Below are 22281 nucleotides of genomic sequence, written 5' to 3' on the forward strand. Positions count from 1 at the left end.
AAGGCGAAGTGACAGGCAGCGATTAAAGGTCCAGGGCACCACCGAGCAAGGCGCCGAGCATGGCTGCAGCATCAGCGCGTTGCTCGTCCAGCAGACACAGCGGGAGGCCTTGCCAGGCCAGCTGCGATGCGGTCAGCCCCTCGCCCATCAAGGCCAGCGGACACGTGATGCCCATCTGCAACAAACGCAGGCGCTTGGCCAAGGCGGGGCTCACCTGCGCCTGAACCTTGATCACCAGTGCCGCAGGCTGCATCGCCGCACACAGTATGGGCAGCTCTTCCAGCGGCTGCCCGCAACCAAGCACTTCGATGCGTTGCTGCTCGCCGCTCAACAGCAGCCCGGCGCACAACAGCTGCAGTTCGGCTTGCCCCTCGCTGCCTGCCAGCAGCACGCGCGGAGCATCGGCCTGGTTCATCTGCAGGCGCAGCAGCAGGCGGGCGCGCAGGAACATGTCCAGAAACAACCATTGGCTCCGCTGGCCTGGCGCAGTGCCTGCAGCCAGGTCATGCCAGACCGGCATCAACACTTCACGCAGCGCGGTGCCCTTGGGCAAGATCGTGAACAACTGCCCATGGATGCTTTCCAGCGCTTGCGTATCAAATGCCTTGGTTGCGCGCACCACGGCGGCGCGCCAATCGTCAAAGGCCGAGTGCTGCTGCCCGGATGCCTCTGGCTGGCCTGCGAGAATATCGCCCACCTTGCTGATGGGCACGCCGCTGGCGGTCCAGCGCAGGATGTCGCGTATGCGCTGGACATCCCAGGCCGTATACAGGCGATGGCCACCCTCGGTGCGCTGCGGGCTGATCAACCCATGGCGCCGCTCCCAGGCACGCAAGGTCACCGGATTGATGCCGGTCAGGCTGACCACATCGCGCATGGGGAGCAAATCGGCTGGGGTGGCGTCAGTCATAACAAGGGTTTATCCAGGTGGTTGCACATTCTAAACCCATCGGCACCTTCTGCGGCGAGCCTGCTTGGTTCATCATGCAACAAACGGCGCCGAAACCTTCTGCCCGGAGGCCAAGCTGCGCACATCGCATACGAAATGCCTGTAGGTGGCCCTATGATCAACGCAAAACTCCTGCAACTGATGGTCGAGCATTCCAACGAGGGCATCGTCGTCGCCGAGCAGGAAGGCAATGACAGCATCCTTATCTACGTCAACCCTGCCTTCGAGCGACTGACTGGCTACAGCGCCGAGGACATCCTCTATCAGGACTGCCGTTTTCTCCAGGGCGAGGATCATGACCAAGCAGCCCTCGCAACCATCCGCGAGGCGATCCGTGAAGGCCGCCCTTGCTGCCAGGTGCTGCGCAACTACCGCAAGGACGGCAGCCTGTTCTGGAACGAGTTATCCATTACGCCGGTGCGTAACGAGGCCGACCAGCTGACCTACTACATCGGTATCCAGCGCGACGTCACAGCGCAGGTCTTTGCCGAAGAAAAGGTCCGCGAGCTGGAGGCCGAAGTGGCGGAACTGCGCCGGCAACTGGGCCAGGCTGGGCGCTGAAAAAACCTGTACAAGAATGTTGACTTGTATAGATTTACGCTTAGGCTTCAGTTATACCTGTACAGCAAGTCATTTTTGTACAGGATTTTCTGGAGCTCAGCATGTCCGCGTACTTACAGCAATTCGCCGAATGCTTCGCCAGCCTCGACGGGGGTAGCCTCGACACCCTTGAAAAGCTGTACAGCGAGGACATCACGTTCCGCGATCCGCTGCACCAGATACAGGGGCTGCCAGCCCTGCGGGCGTACTTCGCGCAGTTGTACGCCAACTCACACGATATCCGCTATGCCTTCTCCAGCATCGACGAAGTGATGCCTGGCCAGGGTTACCTGCGTTGGACCCTGCAGTTCCGGCACCCACGCCTGTCCCGCGGCCAGCAGCTCACCCTGCAAGGGTGCAGTTACTTGCAATGGCATGACCGGGTCCATTTTCACCAGGACTATTTCGACGCTGCAGCCCTGCTTTACGAACATGTCCCGCTCATGGGCGGTGCCATCCGCTGGCTCAAAGGCAGGCTCGCATGAGCCGCTGCTGGCTGACTGGCGCAAGCAGCGGTATCGGCGCCGCACTTGCGCAACACCTGCTGGAACAAGGCCATCAGGTTGCTCTGGGCGCAAGGCATGCCGATCGTCTTGCGCCGCTGGCTGAGCGCTTTCCCGGGCAGGTAATGCTGGCCGTTGGCGATCTTGACGACCCTGTGCAGGTAGCCGCCATCGCAACCCGTATCGAGCAGGCCTGGGGAGCACTGGACAGGGTGATTCTAAATGCGGGCACCTGCGAGTACCTGGAGCCTGGCCATTTCGACCCGGCCTTGGTCGAGCGCGTGATCCGTACCAACGTCCTGAGTGTCAGCCACTGCATGGCCGCCGCCCTGCCCTTGCTTCGCGCCGGCCATCGCCCGCATCTTGTGGTGATGGGCAGTTCGGTGACCTGGCTGGCCTTGCCCCGCGCCGGCGCCTATGGCGCATCCAAGGCAGCCCTGCGTTACCTGGTGGAGTCACAGCGCATCGACCTGGCCCGCGAGGGCATCGCTGTCACCCTCGTCAACCCAGGCTTTGTCGACACACCACTGACCCGCCGCAACGATTTCCCCATGCCACAGCTCTGGTCGGCGCAGCGCGCCGCCAGGCACATTGCCAAGCGCCTGCCCGAACGCCCGCTGGAAATCAGTTTCCCTTGGCTTTTCACCCTGGTACTGCGCCTGCTCGGCGCACTGCCGGCGCGATTTCGCCTGGCGCTGGGGCAACGCCTTGCCCGTCATGAACAGGAATGATGACCCATGCGCATAGCCATTATCGGCAGCGGCATCGCAGGTCTGTCCTGCGCTTACCTGCTGTCACGCAAGCACGAAATCACAGTGTTCGAGGCCGAGCAATGGATTGGCGGCCATACGCATACCGTCGATGTGGCCTGGCAGGGCGAACACCATGCGATAGACACCGGCTTCATCGTTTTCAACGACTGGACCTACCCACACTTCATCCGCTTGCTCGACCAACTGCAGGTCGCCTCGCGACCGACCGAGATGAGTTTCTCCGTGCATGACCCGGTCACTGGCCTGGAATACAACGGTCACGACCTGAACACGCTGTTCGCGCAACGTCGCAACCTGGTGTCCCCAGGCTTCTGGGGCATGCTTCGGGACATTCTGCGTTTCAATCGCCAGGCGCTCGCCGACCTGGATAACCAGCGTATCGATGCCAACGCTACCTTGGGTGCCTACCTTCAGGCGCAGCGCTATGGGCAGCGCTTCATCGACCATTACATCGTGCCGATGGGGTCAGCGATCTGGTCGATGTCGCGCGCCGACATGCTCGGTTTCCCCCTCGCGTTCTTTGTGCGGTTCTGTCGTAACCACGGTTTGTTGTCGGTCAACCAGCGCCCACAGTGGCGCGTGCTTGAAGGCGGTTCGCGCAGCTATGTCGGGCCGCTGTGCCAACCATTCGTTGAACGCATCCGCCTCGACTGCAAGGTTTACCAGGTCCGCCGCGACGAAGGTGGCGTCACCCTGGTGAGTGCTGCCGGCACCGAACGTTTCGACAATGTAGTGTTCGCCTGCCACAGCGACCAGGCCCTGGCACTGCTGGATAGCCCGAGCATGCAGGAGCGGGCCGTGCTTGGCGCCATCGGCTATGCCAGCAACGACGTGGTGCTGCATACCGATACCCGCCTGCTACCCCGTCGCAGGAACGCCTGGGCCAGCTGGAACTACCGCCTCGGCGGCCCGGAGCAGGCCCCTGCCGCGCTGACCTACAACATGAACATCCTGCAAGGTATCCAGTCGTCGACAACCTTCTGCGTGAGCCTCAACCAGACCGCGCTGGTGGATCCGGCGCAGGTCATCGCCCGCTTCCGCTACGACCACCCGCAGTACAGCCTTGCCGCGTCCGCTGCGCAGGCGCGCCAGGCGCAACTGCAAGGCCGTCAACACAGTTACTTCTGTGGCGCCTATTGGGGCAATGGCTTCCACGAGGACGGGGTGGTCAGTGCGCTGAAGGTGGCCGCGCATTTCGGAGAACGACTGTGAACAGCAGCCTGTGCCTGGGCTGGGTCAGCCACCGGCGCGTGGCGCCGCGGCCCCACGCGTTCCGCTACCGCATCGGTATGTTCTACCTGGACCTGGACGAGCAAGCGTGGCTGATGGGCCTGTCACGCTGGCTGGGGCGCTGGCGCCTGGCGCCGCTGAGCTGGCGCCAGACCGACTACCTGCCAGCGCAGACCCGCCGGGGCGAGACGCTGGCCCAGGCTGCACGCTTGCTGGTGCGCAAGGCCACGGGTCAGTTGCCTGAAGGCCCGGTGCACCTGCTCACGCAACTGCGCTGCTGGGGGCTGTCGTTCAACCCGGTGAGCTTCTATTTCTGCCATGACCGCGACGGCCACCTGACGGCGATTCTCCTGGAGGTGCGAAACACCCCGTGGCGTGAGCGCTACCACTACGTGCTGCCGGTACAGGGAAACCTGGCCAGGCCCTTCAGCGTCGCCAAGGCCTTCCATGTATCGCCGTTCATGCCACTGGACATGGACTACCGCCTGAGTTTCTGCCTGGACGCGGACCATGTACGCATCCACATGGAGAACTGGCAAGGCGGTCGCAAGCTGTTCGAGGCCAACCTGGCCTTGCACCGCCGGCCGCTGAACAGAGCGGCCCTGAACCGATACATCCTGGCCTTCCCCTGGATGAGCCTGCGCACCCTCTCGGCCATTTACTGGCAAGCGCTACGCCTGTTGTGCAAACGCACCCCCATTCATGACCACACCGCCAGCCAGGGGAACCTGGCGCTCGGCCAAACCTGCGAGGATCTTGATGATGCCGAATCCCACCTTGAGCGTTAGCAAGTTCGCAGGCCTTGCGCCATTGCTTGGCGGGCTGGCGCGAAGCGCTGTGCTTGCCCAGCTGGGCAAGCTGCGCCAGGGCCATCTGCGCCTGCTCAGCCACGGGCAGCAATGGAGTTTCGGCGATGCCGACAGCCCCTTGCAGGCCGAGATGGAGATCCTCGATGACGCCGCCTGGGGCCTGATCGCCGGCAACGGCTCGATCGGTGCTGGCGAAGCTTACATCCACGGCTATTGGCGAAGCCCCGAGCTGGCGTTGGTGACTCGCCTGTTCGCTGCCAACCTTGAAGCACTCGATGCGCTTGAAGGTGGCCTGGCCCGCTTCGGCCGGCCTGCCCTGCGCCTGCTGCACCGGCTCAACAGGAACAGCCGGCGCGGCGCCCGGCGCAATATCCTGGCGCATTACGACTTGGGCAATGCCCTGTTCGAACGGCTGCTGGACCCGACCATGATGTATTCGGCAGCGCAATTCGAGCACCCCGGGCAGAGCCTGGAGCAGGCCCAGTTGCACAAGCTGGAGCGCATCTGCCAGAAGCTCGAACTGCGCCCTGACGACCACTTGCTGGAGGTTGGCTGCGGATGGGGCAGCCTGGCAATCCACGCCGCTACCCAGTATGGCTGCAGGGTCACCACTACGACGCTCTCGGCGGCGCAGTACTGCCATACCCTGGAACGCGTTCAGGCCCTGGGGCTGGAGCACCGTGTGAAAGTGCTTCGCGAAGACTACCGCGACCTTCGCGGCAGCTTCGACAAACTGGTTTCGATCGAGATGATCGAAGCTGTCGGCCATCGTTACCTGCCAGTGTACTTCCGCCGGTGTGCCTCGCTACTCAAGCCCGAAGGCCTGATGCTGTTGCAAGCGATCACCATCCGTGACCAGCGCTATGCCCAGGCACGGCGGTCAGTCGACTTCATTCAGCGCTACATTTTCCCGGGTGGCGCCCTGCCTTCGCTGAGCGTATTGCTCGACACCGCCAGCCGGCACACCGCACTCAATCTCATGCACATGGAAGATTTTGGCCTGGACTATGCCCACACGCTGCGGCACTGGCGGAAAAACCTGCGCCAGGCACGCTCAGAGCTGGCCGACCTTGGCTATGACGACAGGTTCCAGCGCTTGTGGGAATTCTACCTGTGTTACTGCCAAGGTGGTTTCGAGGAGCGCACCATCGGCGTTGCCCACCTGCTCTGGGCAGCGCCCCAGGCACGGCGCTCGCCCTTGCCTGACAGTGCCTGATGCCCGGCCGCTGGCTGGTCGCCAATGCCCTCTGGTTACAGGCCGGCTGGTGGGCCTGCGTGCTGGGCGCCGAACGCCCCTGGCTGTTGCTGCTGGTGATTCCGGGCCTGGTCATGCACCTGCGCCTGTGCCCGGACGCCAATACCGAGGCCAAGGCGCAGTTGCGGGTAACGTTGGCTGGATGCGTGCTCGATAGCGTGCTGGGCACGCTGGGCGTGTTCGGCTTCGACACCTGGCCACTGCCGCCTTGGCTCGCACTGCTGTGGCTGGTGCTGGCCAGCGGCATGCGCCACAGCCTGGCATGGGCCGGCAGGCATTGGCGCCGTGGTGCACTGCTGGGCGCCCTGGGCGGACCACTGGCCTATATAGGCGGCGCCAGGCTGACGGATGTCGCCTTGCCTTTGGGCCCGATGGAAACCGGCCTGCTACTGGTGCCGATTTGGGCCTGCGCCCTGCCGCTGCTTGTGCGCCTGGCGGCAAAAGGCTGATGCCTGCCAGATAGTGAACGGGGGCGGCTGCGCAGCCCATCGCCGGCAAGCCTGGCTCCCACCTCGACCGCGCCGGCCTCAAGCCATGTGCAAATATCTGTAGGAGCGGCCTTGTGTCGCGATGGGGCGCGAAGTGGCCCCAGGTTTTCAGCTTTGCACCAAAGATTGTCGGGGCCGCTGCGCGGCCCATCGCGACACAAGGCCGCTCCTACAAGGGCCAGTACTGGCTGAAGAGATATTCAAGACAGCTGCTCTCCCACTTCCACCGCGCCGGCCGCAAACCATGCCAGCGATGAGGCCCTGGCTGGCAGCACACGGCTGCCACAGGGACAGCGAAGACGTGAGGACGATGCGGTCGAGGTGGGAGCCTGGCTTGCCGGCGATGGCCGCGAAGCTGCCCCAGCACTGGCAAACGGTTTTTTATACCTCCTGCGCCGCATCGAGCAGTGCCAGAAGTGACTGGCCACGCTGCCATACCGCATCGCGACGGCTGGCCGACATGCTGTCGAGACTACGATAGACCAGCGCCAGACGCGGGTTGGCCGAAAGCAGGGTGCGATGGCGAATGAGAAAATGCCAGTACAAGGCATTGAACGGGCAGGCATTCTCCTCGACCAGCTGATCGACCCTGTAACTGCAAGCCTTGCAGTGATCGGACATGCGCTGGATGTAACGACCACTGGCGCAATAGGGTTTGGAGCCCAGATAGCCGCCATCGGCGTGCATCACCATGCCAAGCGTGTTGGGCAACTCGACCCAGTCGAAGGCATCCATGTACACCGCCAGGTACCACTCGCAAATCGCCGAAGGCACGACGCCGGCGAGCAAGGCGAAGTTGCCGGTAACCATCAGTCGCTGGATATGGTGCGCATAGCCCAGTCGCAGGGTCTGTCCGATGGCTTGTTCCATGCAGCGCATGCGGGTGCGCCCGGTCCAGTAGAACGCCGGCAACGCCCGCTCGTTGCCCAGATGATTGAGCCCGGCGTACGCCGGCATGCGCAACCAATAGATGCCTCGCACATACTCGCGCCAGCCGATCAACTGGCGGATGAAGCCCTCCGCAGCATTGAGCGGCACCCGCCCCTCGCGCCAGGCCTGGTCGACCTCATTGCACAGACAACGCACGTCCAGAAGGCCGATATTGAGTGCCGCACTGATACGCGCATGGAACAGATACGGCTCGCCCTCCGCCATCGCGTCCTGGTAGTCACCAAAAGCCGCCAGGCCGAAATCCAGAAAATGCTGCCAGAGTTGTTGCGCCTCGGCATGCGTCACGGGGTAGTCGAAGCCGTCGATGGCCCCGTAGTGGTCGCGAAAGCGCTGGCGCACCAGGGCTACCACCGCTGCGGTGATCCCGTCCTGCGCGAAATGCGCAGCAAACGGCCCACGCAGCTTGCGGGGTAACGCCTTGCGATTGTCGCCATCAAAATTCCAGGCGCCACCCGCCGGCCGGCCGTCAGTTTCCATAAGCAGGCCGGTTCGCTTGCGCATGCCACGGTAGAAGTGCTCCATACGCAGCTGGCGACGCTCCCGAGCCCAGCGCGCGAAGGCTTCGCGAGAGCACAGAAAACGTGTGTCCCGATGCCATACAAGCGGTAATGCAGCATCGCGCAACGCCTGCTCCAGGCGCCACTCACCGCACTCGGTGAGGTGGATGTGCGTGGCCCCCAAGGCGTGATGCCAGCGCTGCAATTCGCCAACGATGCTACCGCTGTTGCCGTCAGCGTCGAGCTCCACATAATGCACTCGCCAACCGCGCTCACGCAGTGCCTGGGCGAAGTGACGCATGGCGCTGAATATCAGTACGATCTTCAGCGGATGATGCGGCACATACCGGGCTTCCTCCTGAACTTCCGCCATCAGCACCGCATCGCGGGCAGGGTCGAGAGCGGCCAGGCTTGCCAGGTCGAACGACAGCTGGTCACCCAGCACCAGGCCCAGGCGCATCGCTCGTGCTACCACTCGCGAGTCAGCGTCACACGCAGCGGCGCATCAGGGCCGTCACGGTGCACGCATATTTCATCCTGCACCACCTGCGGTACCAGCCGTTCAGGTTCCTTTGCTTCGCCGGTCGAGACCAGTTGGACACGCGCGATCAGATTCATGGTTTACCCTCTAGCAGACGCTGGCGCAGTTGTGGATCCCTGGCTCGCGGATCAAGCCAGATGGCAAAGAATGCCCGGGCAAACACCGGGTCGGCGATTGCGCGGCTGAGTTTGCCATCGACATAGAAGCGGCAGCCCTGCCCCGGCAGGTACAAGCCGGTGATGTGCATGCCAGGACGCACATCCACAAATGCCTGCTCCATTGCCGCGCTCCACGCCGCGCGCCGCTGCGGCGTCACGCTATCGGCATCCAGGCGGCGCATTTCCTCGAGGCTGGTCTGTACCAGCATGTCCTTGGACAATGCCCGGTGATAGACGAGCTCCAAGGCAAAAGGTCGGTTCCAGTCCTGAACCGGGCCCGCTGCCCATAACTGGGCGGTGTAAAGCCGCAGGCCAAACCAGGTGAACTCACCGACACCCAGCCGTTGTGCCCCCGGCAGCTCGGTTCGCCAGCCCGCCGTGGTCGACAGGGCAGTCAGTAGCAGGCATAGGCCGGTCCAACGAGCAAGACGCGCCATACAGACCCTCAAGCGCCGCTAAATACTGTACGATATTATCATTATGTACAGATATTTGATGGCATTGCATAGATTTTGAGGTGTGCATCTGGATGACTGAATGGTGACCACGCCTGCAAGTGTGAATCTTGTGGGTCAGCATCTCGCCAACAGTGCGGCGTAAATGCGTCCTCACAGCAGGCGCCTGCCGCCAATCAAGCGCGATCTCGTATCTAATGATCTTGCACAACCTGATCAGGCTGCATGCCCATACTCGCGAGAAAAACATCGGTATCCTGATTGGTCCGCAGGCAGACCACGCGACAGCCCGATGGGGCCGTCGCCACGAGTCGCTTCATCGCCTCGCGAGACGAGGTTTTCGTCCGCCACATGAACCTGAAAAACTCCGGCAAGTTGGCCAGTAATTCCGGGCAGTTGTCCGGCAAGTCAGGCCGGGATCGACCGCGGTTCAACATCGTTCTGAGGAGAACGCGCCAGAAGCGAAGCGGCGCCGAGCGATCAATCCATATCAACATGTCAGCGCGGGCGAGCCGGTTGTTCCAGGTGGTCGAATGCCCGCCTTCGAAGATCCAGCGCTCACGGGCCTCAATCTCATGACAAAGACGCGTTTTCTCGTCCCGGCTCCGCTCCACCCACCCTGGCTGCCAATGAATCGTGTCGATATGCACAACTGGCAGGCCTGTGCGCTCGCCAAGCTTGCGCGCCAGGGTACTTTTCCCAGACCCTGGCTGACCAATGATCATCACCCGTTGCATTGAAGCTCCCTCTAGCCATGCCTGCTGAATTTCGGGCGCGCGATTCTACGGCAATGGGCAACGCGGTCAACTGCAAGTGTGCTATGGCCGGGCATCAGACTACATGGCGCGAACGTCCGCCATGGGGCGTTAGCAGCCATTCGCGACTGACCGCTAACGACCCATTGCGGACGTCCGTCAGAGACTGCTTTCGGCTCATACCCGTCGTTCAGAAGGGGCCGCAAAGGCCTGAAACAGACTGTAGGCAATACTAGGGCGGTCTCTGAAGTACTGCGTTTGCATGTTGAGTCATAGGTCATCACGTTTTAGCGGCAGGTTTGAGTCGGAAGCTGACGCCCATACGGTTAAAAGCGTTCATTGCGGCAATGGCCGCTGTCAGGTCGACAAGGTCCTTTTCGGCAAACATTGCCGATGCTGCTGCGTAAGCTTCGTCGGATACATGTGTCTCGCTTACCCGCGTGACTTCTTCTGCCCAGGCCAATGCTGAGCGCTCCTGATCCGAGAACAAATAGTGCGCTTCATGCCATACTGGTACTAACAGCACTTTGTCCACTGAAATACCTGCTTTGATCAGATCGCGTGAGTGCAGATCGATGCAATGGGCGCAGCCGTTGATTTGAGACACCCTGAGAAACACGAGGTGAATCAACGGGGCTGGCAAATTTGTCGCGGTGGTCACGAAATGATGCAGCCCGCCAAGGGCCTTGGCTGCACCAGGCGAAGCTTCAAACCAATTGAGTCGACTCATGATTTCTTTTCCTGTCTTTGAGCAATGAAGAGGGTGACATGCGGATTGCCGCTTGACGGCACACCGCCCAGCTAATGTGCAAACCTATACGCTTGAATTCGATGATGTTCTTAAAGCGGGCTGCAGACTTGATCCACACCATGGCTATCCCTACCAAAGAACGTCTGCACCTCACCGTACCCTGTTTCCCTCCCAGTATTCAGTGACTCCACACCCTTGGCGGTACCTTCAACGGTGAAGTAGTACACGTGATTGAGACCGATGGTGGCGAGGACGGCGGACAGGTAGGGTCGCAGAAAGTCGGGTTGACGGGCATGCTGGCCGCTGATGTAGCCCCCGCAAGCTATTGCGACGTAAACCGGACGATCCGTCAGCGATCCGACTTTGCCTTTGGCGGTGCCCAGAAACGTTTTGCCCACGCGTACCACCTGGTCGATCCACATCTTGAGTGGGGCGGGCACGCTGTAGTTGTGCATCGGCGTGGCAATCAGCAGTACGTCGCATGCCTGCAGTTGGTCGATCAACTCGTCGGAACGGCTCAACGTACCCTCCTGACCGCTTGCTATGACTACGCGCTGATTGGCTAACGCCTGGGCGTAAGGCGCATCGACTGGGGCCAAGGAGTTGAGGTCTAAATCGGTCAACTGGATACCCCTTCTGCCGGCCTGACTGGCCAAGGCAAACAGGATCTGCTGGGACAGTTTCAGACTTTCCGAATCCTCTGCATTGGGGCTGGCGACCAGGCGAAGAATGCGCAAAGGAGCAAGTGGCTGTTGTGACGATGTCATGAGGTTCGCCTCCTTGGATGTGCGTGCGGGTTATGGCGTATCGAACTGTTTCTGAAAGCGCAGTGCACCCGTCAACAGGCCTTCACGGAAGTAGAAGCGTTGCGCGCGGGCGTTGGCCAAACCCGTGTCGAGCACCAGGCGTGCACAACCGCTGGCGCGGGCCAGTCGCTCCAAGGCTTGCAATAAGCGCGAGCCCCACTGACCTCCCCGCTGAGCCTCGGCGGTTACAAGGTCATCGACATACAGGAATGCGCCGTAGACCAGGTTTTCCTGTAAGCGGTAACCAGCCAGTGCCACAAGAACGCCTAAGTCATAAGCACCAATCAGGCGATAGCCTTCAACGCGCATACGCTCGATGCGGCTGACGAAGTCAGCTTCGCTCGTCAGATGAGGGCGCAATTGCTGCATTACCGGGAATGCGCTGCAGAGGTCATGGGTGCTGTCCAGGGGGCGCAGGGACGTGTCGGCCAGGTCGAGCACGCTGGGTATGAAGTTGTGCAAAGGGGATGTCATGGGAGTTGCCCTCATGAGTAGGTGATGGCGCTATATTGGACTACCATTGACCCACTTGATTGAGCCAAGAAATGGGATATGAACTAGGCCATGATGACCTCCCCCAAGCCGCCTTTTGCTCCCTTGGAAGAGCAGTCTGCCTTGCCTCTGTATCGTCAACTGTACGACCGCGTACTGGCCGCCGTTGCCGCAGGCACGTTGTCCCCCGGTGACCGCTTGCCGTCGGCGCGCGCCATGGCCAAGGAGCTGGGGGTGGCCCGTGGCACCGTCGAATTGGCCTATTCGCTGCTGGCCAGCGAGGGTTACCTCCTGGCGCTCGGGCAGAAAGGCACCGTAATCAATCCTGAACTGCAGAAGCCCGTGTCGGAGGCCACCGCATTACCAGTCAGCAGCCAAGTGATCGAAGACGCACCTGATTCGCTCTGGCGTCCACCGCAGCTGTTGCCGTTCCAGATGGGGGTACCGGCGCTGGATGCATTTCCGCGCAAGATATGGGCGCGTCTCGGTGCTCGGTATCTCCGTGGGATGCGTCTTGGAGATCTGGACTATCCGGCACCCCACGGCCTGGCAGCGTTGCGCAGCGCCATTGCTTCGTATCTGCAGGTGTCCCGAGGTATCGATTGCGGTGCCCATCAGGTGTTTATCACCAGCGGTTGGCGCAATAGCCTGTCCTTAGTCGCACATACCCTGTTGCAGCCAGGCGAGTGCGCCTGGGTGGAAGACCCGGGCTATCCCACTACGCGCCAGGTGCTTCGCCAGTTCGGCCTGGACCTGGAAGCGGTGCCGGTTGATGCCGAAGGCATGAACGTAGAACACGCCATCGCGGGTTCTCGGACTGCTCAGGTCGTCATGGTGACACCAGGGCATCAGAGCCCGCTGTCGATGGCACTGTCGCTGCCACGCCGGCAACTGCTACTCGATTGGGCTGCCCGCACCGGTGGCTGGATTGTCGAGGACGATTACGACGGCGAGTACCGCTACGTCAGCCGTCCACTTCCAGCGCTGGCCAGCTTGGATCGCCATGGGCGCGTGCTGTATGCCGGCACCTTCAGCAAGGTGCTGTTTCCCGGTATTCGCCTGGCTTATCTGGTGGTGCCGCAGGCGCAGGTGGCAGCGTTCGAGCGCGTCGGCCGGGCCTTGTTTGCTGCCGGGTCACCGTCAATTACCCAGGCTTTGGTGGCGGAGTTCGTTGCCGAGGGACACTTCGCTCGGCATATCCAACGCATGCGCCGCCTCTACAACGAGCGACGGGCATTGACCATCGAAGCACTGGACCGGAGTTTGCCGAAGGGTCTGCAGGTGGAACGCTCGCCAGGCGGCATGCACTTAGTACTGCGTTTGCCGGAGGACGTAAGCGACACCGCCCTGGCCGAGCAGGTGCTGGCCAGGGGTATGTCGGTACAAGCGTTGTCGCGCTGGGCTGCGTCATCGCAGCGTCAGTCAGGTCTGCTCCTGAGTTTTACCAACTGCGCCACGACGGCTCCAGGCGAGCAGCTTGGCGCGTTGATCAGCAAGTTACTCAGTTGAGGTTGGCCTTGTTCAGGCCGAACAGCTCATCGGACGAGCCGGGGATCGCCTGGAAGGCCACATTGAGGCGATTCCAGCCATTGATGGCGACGATTAGGAACGACAAATCCGACAGCTCCTGCTCGGAAAACTGCTCAAGCGCACTCGCATACAGGCTGTTGGAGATACCATGAGGCGGCAGTTGGGTTAGGGCTTCAGTCCACTCCAGCGCCGCCCGCTCTACTGGCGAAAACAGCCCTGACTCACGCCATACGGCCACGTGGTGAAGACGCAGCTCGCGCTCGCCATGGATCTTGGCCTCTTTCACATGCATATCCACGCAGAACGCACAGCCGTTGAGCTGCGAAGCGCGCAACATGATCAGGTGGGCAAGATCGGCCAGTGGCGGTTTCTTGCTCAGTTGTAGGGTGAGTTCCACCAGTTTGTTGGACGCTTGGGGAGACAGCTTGAAGTAATCAAGGCGGTTGTTCATGGGTAGTTGCTCGCAGTGGGTGGAGTTTGTTGGAGCCCACTGTAGCAACGCTTGGAATAGCCCCACAGGGCCAAGATGGTAGCTTCGAACTAGGCCATGTCTGTATCGAAGTACGCCATGAACACCCATCGAGCGGTATGGTCGAAGGGGCGCTATAGGCCGTTCATTGCCCTCCGCGAATGGCCGCAATGGGTCGAAAGCAGCCCGTCGCGAATGACTGCTTGCGCCCTTGCGGCCCCTCAGGAAAGATAGCAATCGGCCACTAGTTGACGCTGCCCCTTGCTGGCTCACTGCGAGGTGCGGTCCAGGCCAGAGCGGCGATCCAGGCGACGGAAACGCCGTAATTGAGTCGCTGGTACAGGCCAAACCCGTGACCGTCACTGAATGCCTTGGCCATCAATGCAACAGTCGCGAGAGCAAGGATTACACAGAGTGCCGAGAACCATTTGAACCCGGTCGATGACAGCAGTCTCTTGCTCAAGAAAAACCACAGACCGCTAGCCATCGTCAGCGAAAGAAACATCACCATTCCGGCAATGTTGTGTAGCTGTTGAGAAGGTGAAGGCTGCGCAGGTACGCATCCCGCATCACAGGAGAAGAAACCTGTGGCGAAACTAGCCAAGCCGTGGAGCAATATGAACGCGGCGCTGACCAGAGCCAAACGCGAACCTGCGTACCGCCGCGCCAGACCCAAAGCGAAAAGCCCGAACAGTACCCCCAAGGGAAAATTGTTCACCCATGCAGAATAGCTGTGGGTGGGAGCCCCAACCGCTCCTAGCTGGCTCATCGCCTGTTCGAAGTGGCTGTAACCGGGGTAGCCAAACGAGGTAAGCAACACTCCAGCGAAGAGCCAGAATGGAATCAGTAGCCCCAAGCTCAGCAATCTCTGGTCAGTGGTATCCACGGCACAGCTCTCCTTGGTCATGGCAGTGATCGATCCGTCTCTCACGAAATGCCTGATTCTAGAGGGGCCGCCGGCCGATGCGCCATCGATTTTCTTGCAAAACAGCTTGCGCATGCGTCACCTGTAGCCGCCTTGATCCATGGATGCCATCCAGGCCCCGACGCCTGCCCAGAACCTCCGTGCTGCTTGCCTCGAAACAGCCGCACGCCATCAGTGCTTTGCCGAAGCGGCCCAGGAGTGTCTGGTGCTGAAACGAGTTTTACTCCAGCCTCACCCAACCACAGGCGCATGCTCGGCAATCAACTCGATTATCCAGTCGATAAACACCCGCACCTTTGCACTGACATGGCGATTCGGCGGGAATGCCAGATACATCGGCATTGGCGCCATCCGCCAGTCTTCAAACAGCGGCAGCAGCTCGCCGTTGGCCAGGTGCGGCTTGGCCATGTATTGCGGTAGCCAGATTACACCCAGGCCAGCCAGGCCGGCGGCAAGGTACGCATTACCGTCGTCGACCGTCAGCTGCGAGCGGCCCTGGGCTTCCATGCGCTCCTCACCCCGCTGCATCGCGTAGGGCAAGGCCTTGCCTGTACGGAACCAGAGGAAGCCGACGGTGGTGTGTCGGCTTTCCTCGAGCTCACGGGGGTGCAGCGGCGTACCGAAGCGGTGCAAATAGCCGGGCGCGGCATAGATGCCAAGCTCCAGATCGCCCACATGCCTTGCCACCAGGGATTGATCGGTGATCTCGCCGCCACGCACCACGCAGTCGACGTTCTCACCAATGATGTCGACAATGCGATCGCTGGCGCCCACGGTCAGCTGAATTTCTGGATAACGTGCAAAGAACCCCGGCAAGGCCGGTATGAGCAGCATCCGCGCCAGTGGGCTGGGTACATCCACTCGCAGCCGCCCGCGCGGTGCCATCGACGCGCTGGACAAGCTGGTCTCGGCGTCGTCAATGTCGCCAAGTAGCCGGACGACGCGTTCGTAATAGGCCGCACCGTCGGCAGTGACATTGACCTTGCGTGTGGTGCGGTTGAGCAACCGCACACGCAGCCTCGCTTCAAGTTGCTGAACGAGCTGCGTCACGGTGGTCTTGCTCATGTGCAGTGTGGCTGCCGCCTTGGTGAAGCTGCCTGTTTCCACCACGCGGACAAATGCCTGCATTGCATCGAAACGGTCCATCCCACGCCTCGCTCGTGCCTGGATTGTCTGGATTATACAAACAGTCATGACCAGCGCTGCCCGTTTATTCAGGTCGGTGGCCTTTCTTATAGTGGCTTCACCATAAACACCGGGCCGCCAGGGCCCCGAACGAGGTATGCAATGTCCAGCAAACGTGATGTCGTTTTCCCGCCTGACCGCCATGCATTGTATGAGCTCCACCGCTACTCGCCGGCGATTCGCTCCAACGGTTTTCTGTTCGTATCCGGCCAAGTCGGTAGCCGCAAGGACGGCTCGGCCGAGCCGGACCTCGCGGCGCAGGTTCGCATGGCCTTCGCCAACCTCAACGCGATCCTGGCCGAAGCCGGCAGTAGTTTCGAGGATGTGGTTGACACGACCATCTTCATGGTCGACCCCGACTCGAAATTCGAAACCATCTGGGAGGTGGCAGCCGAATATTGGGGCGAGGCGCCCTATCCGACGGTAACCGCCATCGGCGTGACCTGGCTGTCCGGCTTCGACTTCGAGATCAAGGTGATCGCGAAACTACCGCAATGATGCCGAAGGCTATATGGCGCGCAGGCGCCTATTCCGAGTTCGAGTACAGCTCTGCCAAGGCTGCCGTACTCCAGTACACTTGGGAGGTCGCGAAGTTCACGTGACGCCAACGGCAAAAGAATCTTCCTTCTGGCCCGCCCACGATTTCTGGACCTGGATACCCAATGCTGACTGCCCTGCTGTTCGACCTGGACGGAACCCTCACCGACACTGACACCTTGCACCTGCAGGCCTTTCGCCAACTGCTGCACGAGCATGACGGCCGCGAGCTGAGCCAGGCGCAGTTCGATGCCCAGGTCAGCGGCCGCGCCAATGGCGAGCTGTTCGCAGAGCTGTTTGCCGGTGCCAGCGCCGAGCAGTGCCAGGTGCTGGCCGACCGCAAGGAGGCGCTGTTCCGCGACATGTCGCCGTCTCTGGAGCCAATGCCGGGCCTTGTGCGCCTGCTGGAACATGCCCGGGCTCGCAACATCGGCATGTGCGTGGTGACCAATGCGCCACGGCTGAACGCCGAGCACATGTTGAACGCCATGGGCCTGGGCCAGCGCTTCGCGCATGTGCTGGTGGCCGAGGAACTGGCACGGCCCAAGCCAGACCCGTTGCCCTACCTGACCGGGTTGCAGCGGCTAGGTGCCGAGGCCGGGCAGGCACTGGCCTTCGAGGATTCGCTGCCGGGGGTGACGGCAGCGCGTGGCGCGGGGATCTTTACCGTGGGCGTGGCCACTACGCAGACGCCGGAGCGGTTGCTGGCGGCGGGGGCCGGGTTGGTGATCGATGATTTCAACGACCCAGCGTTGTGGACGTTGATCGGATCCATGCAATGAGCATACGGGGCCGCTTCGCGCCCCATCGCCGGCAAGCCAGCTCCCACCTCGACCGCATCGGCCTCAAGCCATGCGCCATCCCTGTGGGAGCTGGCTTGCCGGCTATGGGCTGCGAAGCGGCCCCAAAATTTCAAGGCAATATGCATGCCCCTGCCATTGTGCACACCCAGGTAACCCATGCTGATCGACGAAGAACTGACCCTCAAGAAGCTGGAAACCTTCCTCGCCTTCATGCGCACCGGCAACCTCGGCCGCGCCGCTGTCGAGCTGGCCACCAGCGCCGTCAGCGTGCACCGCGCCATCCACTCGCTGGAAAGCGCACTACGCTGCCCGCTATTCAAGCATGAAGGCCGCCAGCTGATCCCGCTGGAAAGCGCCTACGTGCTGGAAAAGAAAGCCCGCCAGCTGATCCAGGACGCCGAGCAGATGGTCCGTCAGACCCGCGAGGCAGCTGGTTTCTATGCCGAACGCTTCCGCCTGGGCGCGCTCTACTCACTGACGGTGAAAACCGTACCCAAGCTGGTCATGGGCCTGAAGCTGCGTCGCAGCGAACTCAACATCGACCTGACCCTGGGCTCCAACGTCGACTTGCTGCAGCGCCTGAAGAACCACGAGCTGGAGGCCATCCTCGTGTCGCTCGACGAAAGCGTCAGCGACCCAGCCTGCGAGCAGCTGCCGCTGTTCTCCGACGACATCTTCCTCGCCGCGCCCATCGATTCGCCCTTCGCCGAGCAGGCCGAGGTGGATCTGGCCGACCTGGCCGACTCCACCTTCATCACCCTGACCCAGGGCTTCGCCACCCACCGCGATGGCGCACGGGTGTTCCAGCAGGCCGGCTTCGAACCCAAGGTGGCCATGCAGGTGAACGATATCTTCACCCTGCTGAGCATGGTCAGCTCGGGCGTGGGCTTTGCCCTGCTGCCAGGGCGTATCGCGGCGGTGTACGAAAACCGGGTCAGGCTGATTGCCCTGAAGCCGCAATATCGCTTGCAGCAGCATATCGGTGTGGTGTTCCTCAAGGCGCGGGAGCGGGAACCGAATTTGCTGGCGTTGCTGGCAGAGTGCCGGATGTACAGCCTGGAGCGTTGAGGGGCCTCGGAACACAGCCTCTTTTGTTGTTTGCTGCACTGGCCTCTTCGCGGGTAAACCCGCTCCCACAGGTACCGAGCCAGCCTCGGGCAATCCACTTTCACTGTGGGAGCGGGTTCACCCGCGAAGAGGCCGGTACAGTCTGACTCAAACCACCAAGGCCCGCTGCACCTCCCCCACCGTGGTCGCCAGGCTGTTCAGGTGCAGGTTCAACACCCGTTCCACCGGTGCCTGGTCCAGCGGCCAGTGCAAGGCAATGCTCCCGGCCAGGCGCCCTTCGGCATACACCGGCAGGGCAATCGCGCGGATCAGGAACGGCAAGCGCACCGGGTACTCCCAGTGCCCTTCGGTGCGCTGGCCGAATCCCTGGTTCGCTTCCGCCTCGATATCGCGCAGCACCGTCTCGTCGCCCACCCGCTCATGGGCCGCCAGGCGCTGCACTTCATCGACCGCCAACTCACCCAGGCACGCCCGCCCCATCGCCGAATGGAACAGGCTGGCATGATGGCCGACGATCTGACAGGTGTGCGGGTAGCGCTTGCGCAATACCTGGGGAATGGCGCTTTCCATCACCTCCAGCCGTTCGCCGTCGAAACACGACAGGTCGGCCACCAGCCCGGTGCGCTCGCTCAATTCCAGCAACATGGGCGCGGCATGTTCCACCAGGCGCCGCTTGAAACGCAGCTGGCGGTCACCGAACAGGCGCCGCGCGCACAGCCGGTAACGCCGGTCGCTGAGGCCGCGGTAGACCCAGCCCTGCTCCTGCAAGGTGGCGAGCATGCGCGACACCGTGGCCTTGGGCAGCGCCGTCAGGTAATGCAGTTCTTCCAGGCCCAGGGCCTGGTGTTCTCCCAGCAGGTCGACGATGGCCAGCGCCCGTTCCACCGAACGCACGCCGCCACTGTCTGCCGTGATGCCCATGAGTGTGACCTCCCTGTAGCTGGATGGTCAGGATAGCCAGCAAGATCCGCGCCTGCCCAGCAGTTTCATGGCGCTTGCAGGCTCCCGGGTGGGCGCCGTGCTACCCAACGGGTGAGCTGTTCATGGGCATGGGCCAGCTGCAGCACTGCATGGTCGGCCTGGGCCGGGCCGATGATCTGCAGGCCCATGGGCAACCCGGCAGCATTGAAACCGACCGGTACGCTGATGCTCGGCAAGCCGGCCAGGGTCGGCCCTATCACCACTTCCATCCAGCGGTGATAGGTGTCCATCGTCCGCCCCCCGACCACCGTTGGCCAAGGTTGCCGTGCATCGAAAGGGAACACCTGGGCCGATGGCAACAGCAGGTAATCGTAACGCTCGAACAGCTTGCCCAGCGCCCGGTACCAGTCGCTGCGTACCACTGATGCCTGGTACACCGCCGCCGCGCTCAGTTGCAGGCCACCCTCCACCTCCCACTGCGCCTCGGGCTTGAGCAGCGCGCGCTTGCCGGGGTCGGCATAGGCCGCAGCGAGGTTGCCGTGCACCAGGAAGTGGCGATGGGTCAGCCAGCACTGCCACAAACGTGCCAGATCGAACTCCGGCTGGCAGGCCTCGACCCGGCAGCCCAATTCGATGAAGTCCGCCAGGGCCGCTTCGCACAGGCTCAGCACCCCGTCATCCATCGCCAGGTAACCGTCGTAGTCGCCCAACCAGCCGACCCGCACGCCGCGGAAATCGCGCTGCAAACCGGCGGCAAAATCGCGCCGGCCCTCGCTCAGCGACAGCGGCGCCCGCGCATCGAAGCCTGCCTGGGTCGACAATAACCGCGCCACATCCACCACGCTGCGGCCCATCGGCCCCTCGGTGGCCAGTTGCTGCACGAACAGTTCCGGCGCCGGCCCGTGTGGTACGCGGCCCTGCGACGGGCGCAGGCCATACACGTTGTTGAACGCCGCCGGGTTGCGCAGCGAGCCCATCATGTCGCTGCCGTCGGCGACCGGCAGCAGGCGCATGGCCAGCGCCGCCGCCGCTCCGCCGCTGCTGCCTCCGGCCACCTTGCCTGGGTCGTAGGCGTTGGTGGTGGTGCCGAACAGGGTGTTGTAGGTCTGCGAACCAAGGCCGAATTCCGGCACATTGCTCTTGCCCACGATCAGCGCACCACTGGCCCGCACACGCGCCACACTGACCGCATCCTGCTCGGGCACCTGCTCGGCGAACAGCGGCGAGCCCAAGGTGGTGCGCAGCCCGGCAGTGGCGGCCAGGTCCTTGATCGCCTGGGGCATGCCATGCATCCAGCCGCGCGAGTGGCCACGGCCCAGCTCGCGGTCACGCTCATCGGCCTCGGCCAGCAACGCCTCGGCCGGGCGCAGCGACACCAGCGCATTGACCTGCGGGTTGAAGCGTTCGATATGCGTCAGATAAGCCTGCATCACCTCCCGGCACGACATCTGGCGCGCATGGATGGCCCGGGACAATGCCTCGGCATCGAGGGCAACGATGGGGTCGATGGCTAGCGGCATCACGGTTTCACTCCAAGGTTGAAAGCGGCAGGCTTGCCCGCACGTGGGGCTTCTTTCAGGCAATAGGTGCCCAGCAGTGTCAGCAGGCAGGCGAACAGCACATAGAACGATGGCGCCACCGGGGTACCGAGCACCTTGCTCAGCCAGGTGACGATCAACGGGGCAAAGCCGCCGAACACCATCACCGCCACGTTATAGGCCACCGACACACCGGTGGAACGCACCTCGACCGGGAACTGCTCGGCCAGGGCCGTGGGTGCCGGCCCGAAGAAGCCACCGATGGCGGTGCACAGCAGCAGTTGCATCACCAGCAGGCGCTCCAGCGACGGCGCGGCAGCCACCCACACATACAACGGGTAGACCATGACGAAGAACGCCAGGGTGAAGGCCATCAGCACCGGGCGCCGCCCCAGCCGGTCAGACAACGCCCCGGACAGTGGAATCACCACGGTCATCAACCCCACGGCAAGCATCTGCACCAGCAGCACCTGGTCCAGCGGCAGCCCCAGGTTCTTGTGAGCGAAGGTCGGCATGTTCACCAGCACCACATAGAACGACACCGTCGCGCCACAGGCCAGGCCCATCGACACCAGCAGGCTGCGCCGATGCTCACGTAGCACTTGCCACAGGTTGGGCGACTGGCCCTTGGCCTGGCGGCGCGCCTCGATGAATTCCTCGGGTTCTTCCATGTGCTTGCGAATCCACAGCCCCACCGGGCCGATCAGCAGGCCGAGCACGAACGGGATACGCCAGCCCCAGCTGTCCAGCGCCGCAGGCGTGCACAGGTGGGTGACCAGGGCCACCATGGCCGCCCCGGAGAACACCGCCAGGCACTGCCCTACAAGCTGCCACGAGCCATACAGGCCCTTGCGGTGGGCCGGCGCGCTCTCCACCAAAAATGCCGTGGCGCTGGCGTACTCGCCGCCGGTGGCAAAACCCTGCAGCATGCGCGCCACCACGATCAGCATCGGCGCGGCCATGCCGATGGCCAGGTAGTCGGGGGCAAAGGCGATCATGGCGATGGACACGGTCATCAGCCGGATGATCATCTGCATCGCCGCCTTGCGGCCCTTGCGATCGGAATACATGCCCAGCAGCACGCCACCCACCGGGCGCATGAAAAAGCCGACGCCGAAGGTAGCCAGGGCCATCAGCAGCGAGGCGTATTCGTCGTCGGAGGGGAAGAACTGCCGGGCGATGATACTGGCCAGAAAGCCGTAAACGATGAAGTCATACCACTCCAGGGCGTTGCCGATGACGGCGGCGACCACTTGCCGGGTACGCGACACGCCGGTGCTCGAAGTCTGCAT

Annotated in this window: 25 protein-coding genes; 11 read left to right on the top strand and 14 right to left on the bottom strand. The window is 62.4% G+C overall.

Annotation, left to right across the window (positions count from 1 at the left end; all coding sequences use genetic code 11):
- Positions 1-22 precede the first annotated feature (22 nt).
- Positions 23-910, bottom strand: a complete 888-nt coding sequence (locus tag J5M58_RS08735; RefSeq protein WP_207877875.1) for a MerR family transcriptional regulator — start codon at positions 908-910, stop codon at positions 23-25.
- Positions 911-1063: 153 nt separating this feature from the next.
- Here J5M58_RS08735 and J5M58_RS08740 point away from each other — a divergent pair, with 153 nt between their 5' ends.
- From J5M58_RS08740 to J5M58_RS08770, 7 genes are all read left to right on the top strand, one after another.
- Positions 1064-1510 carry a PAS domain S-box protein gene (locus J5M58_RS08740; protein ID WP_207877877.1) on the top strand — a complete coding sequence of 149 codons (447 nt, stop codon included), beginning with the start codon at positions 1064-1066 and terminating at the stop codon, positions 1508-1510.
- A gap of 101 nt (positions 1511-1611) precedes the next feature.
- Entirely contained in the window at positions 1612-2034 is a 423-nt protein-coding gene (locus J5M58_RS08745; protein WP_207877879.1) for a nuclear transport factor 2 family protein, read from the top strand.
- On the top strand, positions 2031-2783 hold the full coding sequence (locus tag J5M58_RS08750; RefSeq protein ID WP_207877881.1) for an SDR family oxidoreductase: 753 nt from the start codon (positions 2031-2033) through the stop codon (positions 2781-2783). Before J5M58_RS08745 ends, J5M58_RS08750 begins: the two co-directional genes overlap by 4 nt.
- A gap of 6 nt (positions 2784-2789) precedes the next feature.
- Complete coding sequence (locus J5M58_RS08755) at positions 2790-4037, top strand: NAD(P)/FAD-dependent oxidoreductase (protein WP_207877883.1); 1248 nt, start codon at positions 2790-2792, stop codon at positions 4035-4037.
- Positions 4034-4843: a DUF1365 domain-containing protein gene (locus tag J5M58_RS08760; protein WP_207877885.1), complete on the top strand. Its 810-nt coding sequence runs from the start codon at positions 4034-4036 to the stop codon at positions 4841-4843. The genes J5M58_RS08755 and J5M58_RS08760 overlap by 4 nt, the downstream gene beginning before the upstream one ends.
- Positions 4818-6080 (top strand): cyclopropane-fatty-acyl-phospholipid synthase family protein, encoded by a 1263-nt coding sequence (locus J5M58_RS08765; RefSeq protein WP_112253365.1) that lies wholly within the window; start codon positions 4818-4820, stop codon positions 6078-6080. The genes J5M58_RS08760 and J5M58_RS08765 overlap by 26 nt, the downstream gene beginning before the upstream one ends.
- Positions 6080-6568: a DUF2878 domain-containing protein gene (locus J5M58_RS08770; RefSeq protein ID WP_207877887.1), complete on the top strand. Its 489-nt coding sequence runs from the start codon at positions 6080-6082 to the stop codon at positions 6566-6568. Before J5M58_RS08765 ends, J5M58_RS08770 begins: the two co-directional genes overlap by 1 nt.
- Positions 6569-6988: 420 nt before the next feature.
- On the opposite strand, the gene J5M58_RS08775 is transcribed toward J5M58_RS08770, so the two are convergent.
- The 7 genes from J5M58_RS08775 to J5M58_RS08805 all read right to left on the bottom strand — a co-directional run bounded on the left by J5M58_RS08775 (position 6989) and on the right by J5M58_RS08805 (position 11995).
- Entirely contained in the window at positions 6989-8515 is a 1527-nt protein-coding gene (locus J5M58_RS08775; RefSeq protein ID WP_207877916.1) for a cryptochrome/photolyase family protein, read from the bottom strand.
- Positions 8516-8523: 8 nt separating this feature from the next.
- Positions 8524-8673 carry a hypothetical protein gene (locus tag J5M58_RS08780; RefSeq protein WP_181457379.1) on the bottom strand — a complete coding sequence of 50 codons (150 nt, stop codon included), beginning with the start codon at positions 8671-8673 and terminating at the stop codon, positions 8524-8526.
- Entirely contained in the window at positions 8670-9191 is a 522-nt protein-coding gene (locus tag J5M58_RS08785) for a chalcone isomerase family protein (protein ID WP_112253362.1), read from the bottom strand. Before J5M58_RS08785 ends, J5M58_RS08780 begins: the two co-directional genes overlap by 4 nt.
- Positions 9192-9403: 212 nt before the next feature.
- The gene (locus J5M58_RS08790; RefSeq protein WP_207877888.1) at positions 9404-9946 is read right to left on the bottom strand and encodes an AAA family ATPase; all 543 of its coding nucleotides are present in this window, start codon (positions 9944-9946) and stop codon (positions 9404-9406) included.
- A 298-nt stretch (positions 9947-10244) separates the two neighbouring features.
- Positions 10245-10694: a carboxymuconolactone decarboxylase family protein gene (locus J5M58_RS08795; protein ID WP_023532827.1), complete on the bottom strand. Its 450-nt coding sequence runs from the start codon at positions 10692-10694 to the stop codon at positions 10245-10247.
- Positions 10695-10804: 110 nt separating this feature from the next.
- Positions 10805-11482: an FMN-dependent NADH-azoreductase gene (locus tag J5M58_RS08800; RefSeq protein ID WP_023532703.1), complete on the bottom strand. Its 678-nt coding sequence runs from the start codon at positions 11480-11482 to the stop codon at positions 10805-10807.
- 30 nt (positions 11483-11512) lie between these two features.
- Positions 11513-11995 (bottom strand): GNAT family N-acetyltransferase, encoded by a 483-nt coding sequence (locus J5M58_RS08805; RefSeq protein ID WP_023532427.1) that lies wholly within the window; start codon positions 11993-11995, stop codon positions 11513-11515.
- Positions 11996-12085: 90 nt separating this feature from the next.
- Between J5M58_RS08805 and J5M58_RS08810 the strand changes: the two genes are divergently transcribed.
- Entirely contained in the window at positions 12086-13522 is a 1437-nt protein-coding gene (locus tag J5M58_RS08810; protein WP_033728313.1) for a PLP-dependent aminotransferase family protein, read from the top strand.
- Here J5M58_RS08810 and J5M58_RS08815 read toward each other — a convergent pair.
- From J5M58_RS08815 to J5M58_RS08825, 3 genes are all read right to left on the bottom strand, one after another.
- Positions 13515-13994: a carboxymuconolactone decarboxylase family protein gene (locus J5M58_RS08815; RefSeq protein WP_023532684.1), complete on the bottom strand. Its 480-nt coding sequence runs from the start codon at positions 13992-13994 to the stop codon at positions 13515-13517. The genes J5M58_RS08810 and J5M58_RS08815 overlap by 8 nt on opposite strands.
- A 262-nt stretch (positions 13995-14256) precedes the next feature.
- The gene (locus J5M58_RS08820) at positions 14257-14898 is read right to left on the bottom strand and encodes a DUF998 domain-containing protein (protein ID WP_207877918.1); all 642 of its coding nucleotides are present in this window, start codon (positions 14896-14898) and stop codon (positions 14257-14259) included.
- 270 nt (positions 14899-15168) lie between these two features.
- Positions 15169-16083 carry a LysR family transcriptional regulator gene (locus J5M58_RS08825; RefSeq protein WP_112253359.1) on the bottom strand — a complete coding sequence of 305 codons (915 nt, stop codon included), beginning with the start codon at positions 16081-16083 and terminating at the stop codon, positions 15169-15171.
- Positions 16084-16224: 141 nt separating this feature from the next.
- On the opposite strand from J5M58_RS08825, the gene J5M58_RS08830 reads away from it, so the two are divergent.
- From J5M58_RS08830 to J5M58_RS08840, 3 genes are all read left to right on the top strand, one after another.
- Entirely contained in the window at positions 16225-16620 is a 396-nt protein-coding gene (locus J5M58_RS08830; RefSeq protein ID WP_135002736.1) for a RidA family protein, read from the top strand.
- A gap of 164 nt (positions 16621-16784) precedes the next feature.
- Positions 16785-17441 (top strand): HAD family phosphatase, encoded by a 657-nt coding sequence (locus J5M58_RS08835; protein ID WP_207877890.1) that lies wholly within the window; start codon positions 16785-16787, stop codon positions 17439-17441.
- A gap of 177 nt (positions 17442-17618) precedes the next feature.
- The gene (locus J5M58_RS08840; protein WP_207877892.1) at positions 17619-18530 is read left to right on the top strand and encodes a LysR substrate-binding domain-containing protein; all 912 of its coding nucleotides are present in this window, start codon (positions 17619-17621) and stop codon (positions 18528-18530) included.
- A gap of 147 nt (positions 18531-18677) precedes the next feature.
- Here the strand turns inward: J5M58_RS08840 and J5M58_RS08845 are convergent, their stop codons facing one another.
- The 3 genes from J5M58_RS08845 to J5M58_RS08855 form a co-directional block, all read right to left on the bottom strand.
- The gene (locus J5M58_RS08845) at positions 18678-19451 is read right to left on the bottom strand and encodes an IclR family transcriptional regulator (protein ID WP_207877894.1); all 774 of its coding nucleotides are present in this window, start codon (positions 19449-19451) and stop codon (positions 18678-18680) included.
- Between the two features lie 65 nt (positions 19452-19516).
- A complete protein-coding gene (locus tag J5M58_RS08850) occupies positions 19517-20974 on the bottom strand; it encodes an amidase (protein ID WP_207877896.1) in 1458 nt (485 codons plus the stop codon).
- Positions 20971-22281, bottom strand: a complete 1311-nt coding sequence (locus J5M58_RS08855) for a citrate-proton symporter (protein WP_207877898.1) — start codon at positions 22279-22281, stop codon at positions 20971-20973. Before J5M58_RS08855 ends, J5M58_RS08850 begins: the two co-directional genes overlap by 4 nt.

Origin of the sequence: Pseudomonas sp. 32_A (assembly GCF_017490905.1) — a bacterium.
Classification (GTDB): domain Bacteria; phylum Pseudomonadota; class Gammaproteobacteria; order Pseudomonadales; family Pseudomonadaceae; genus Aquipseudomonas; species Aquipseudomonas inefficax.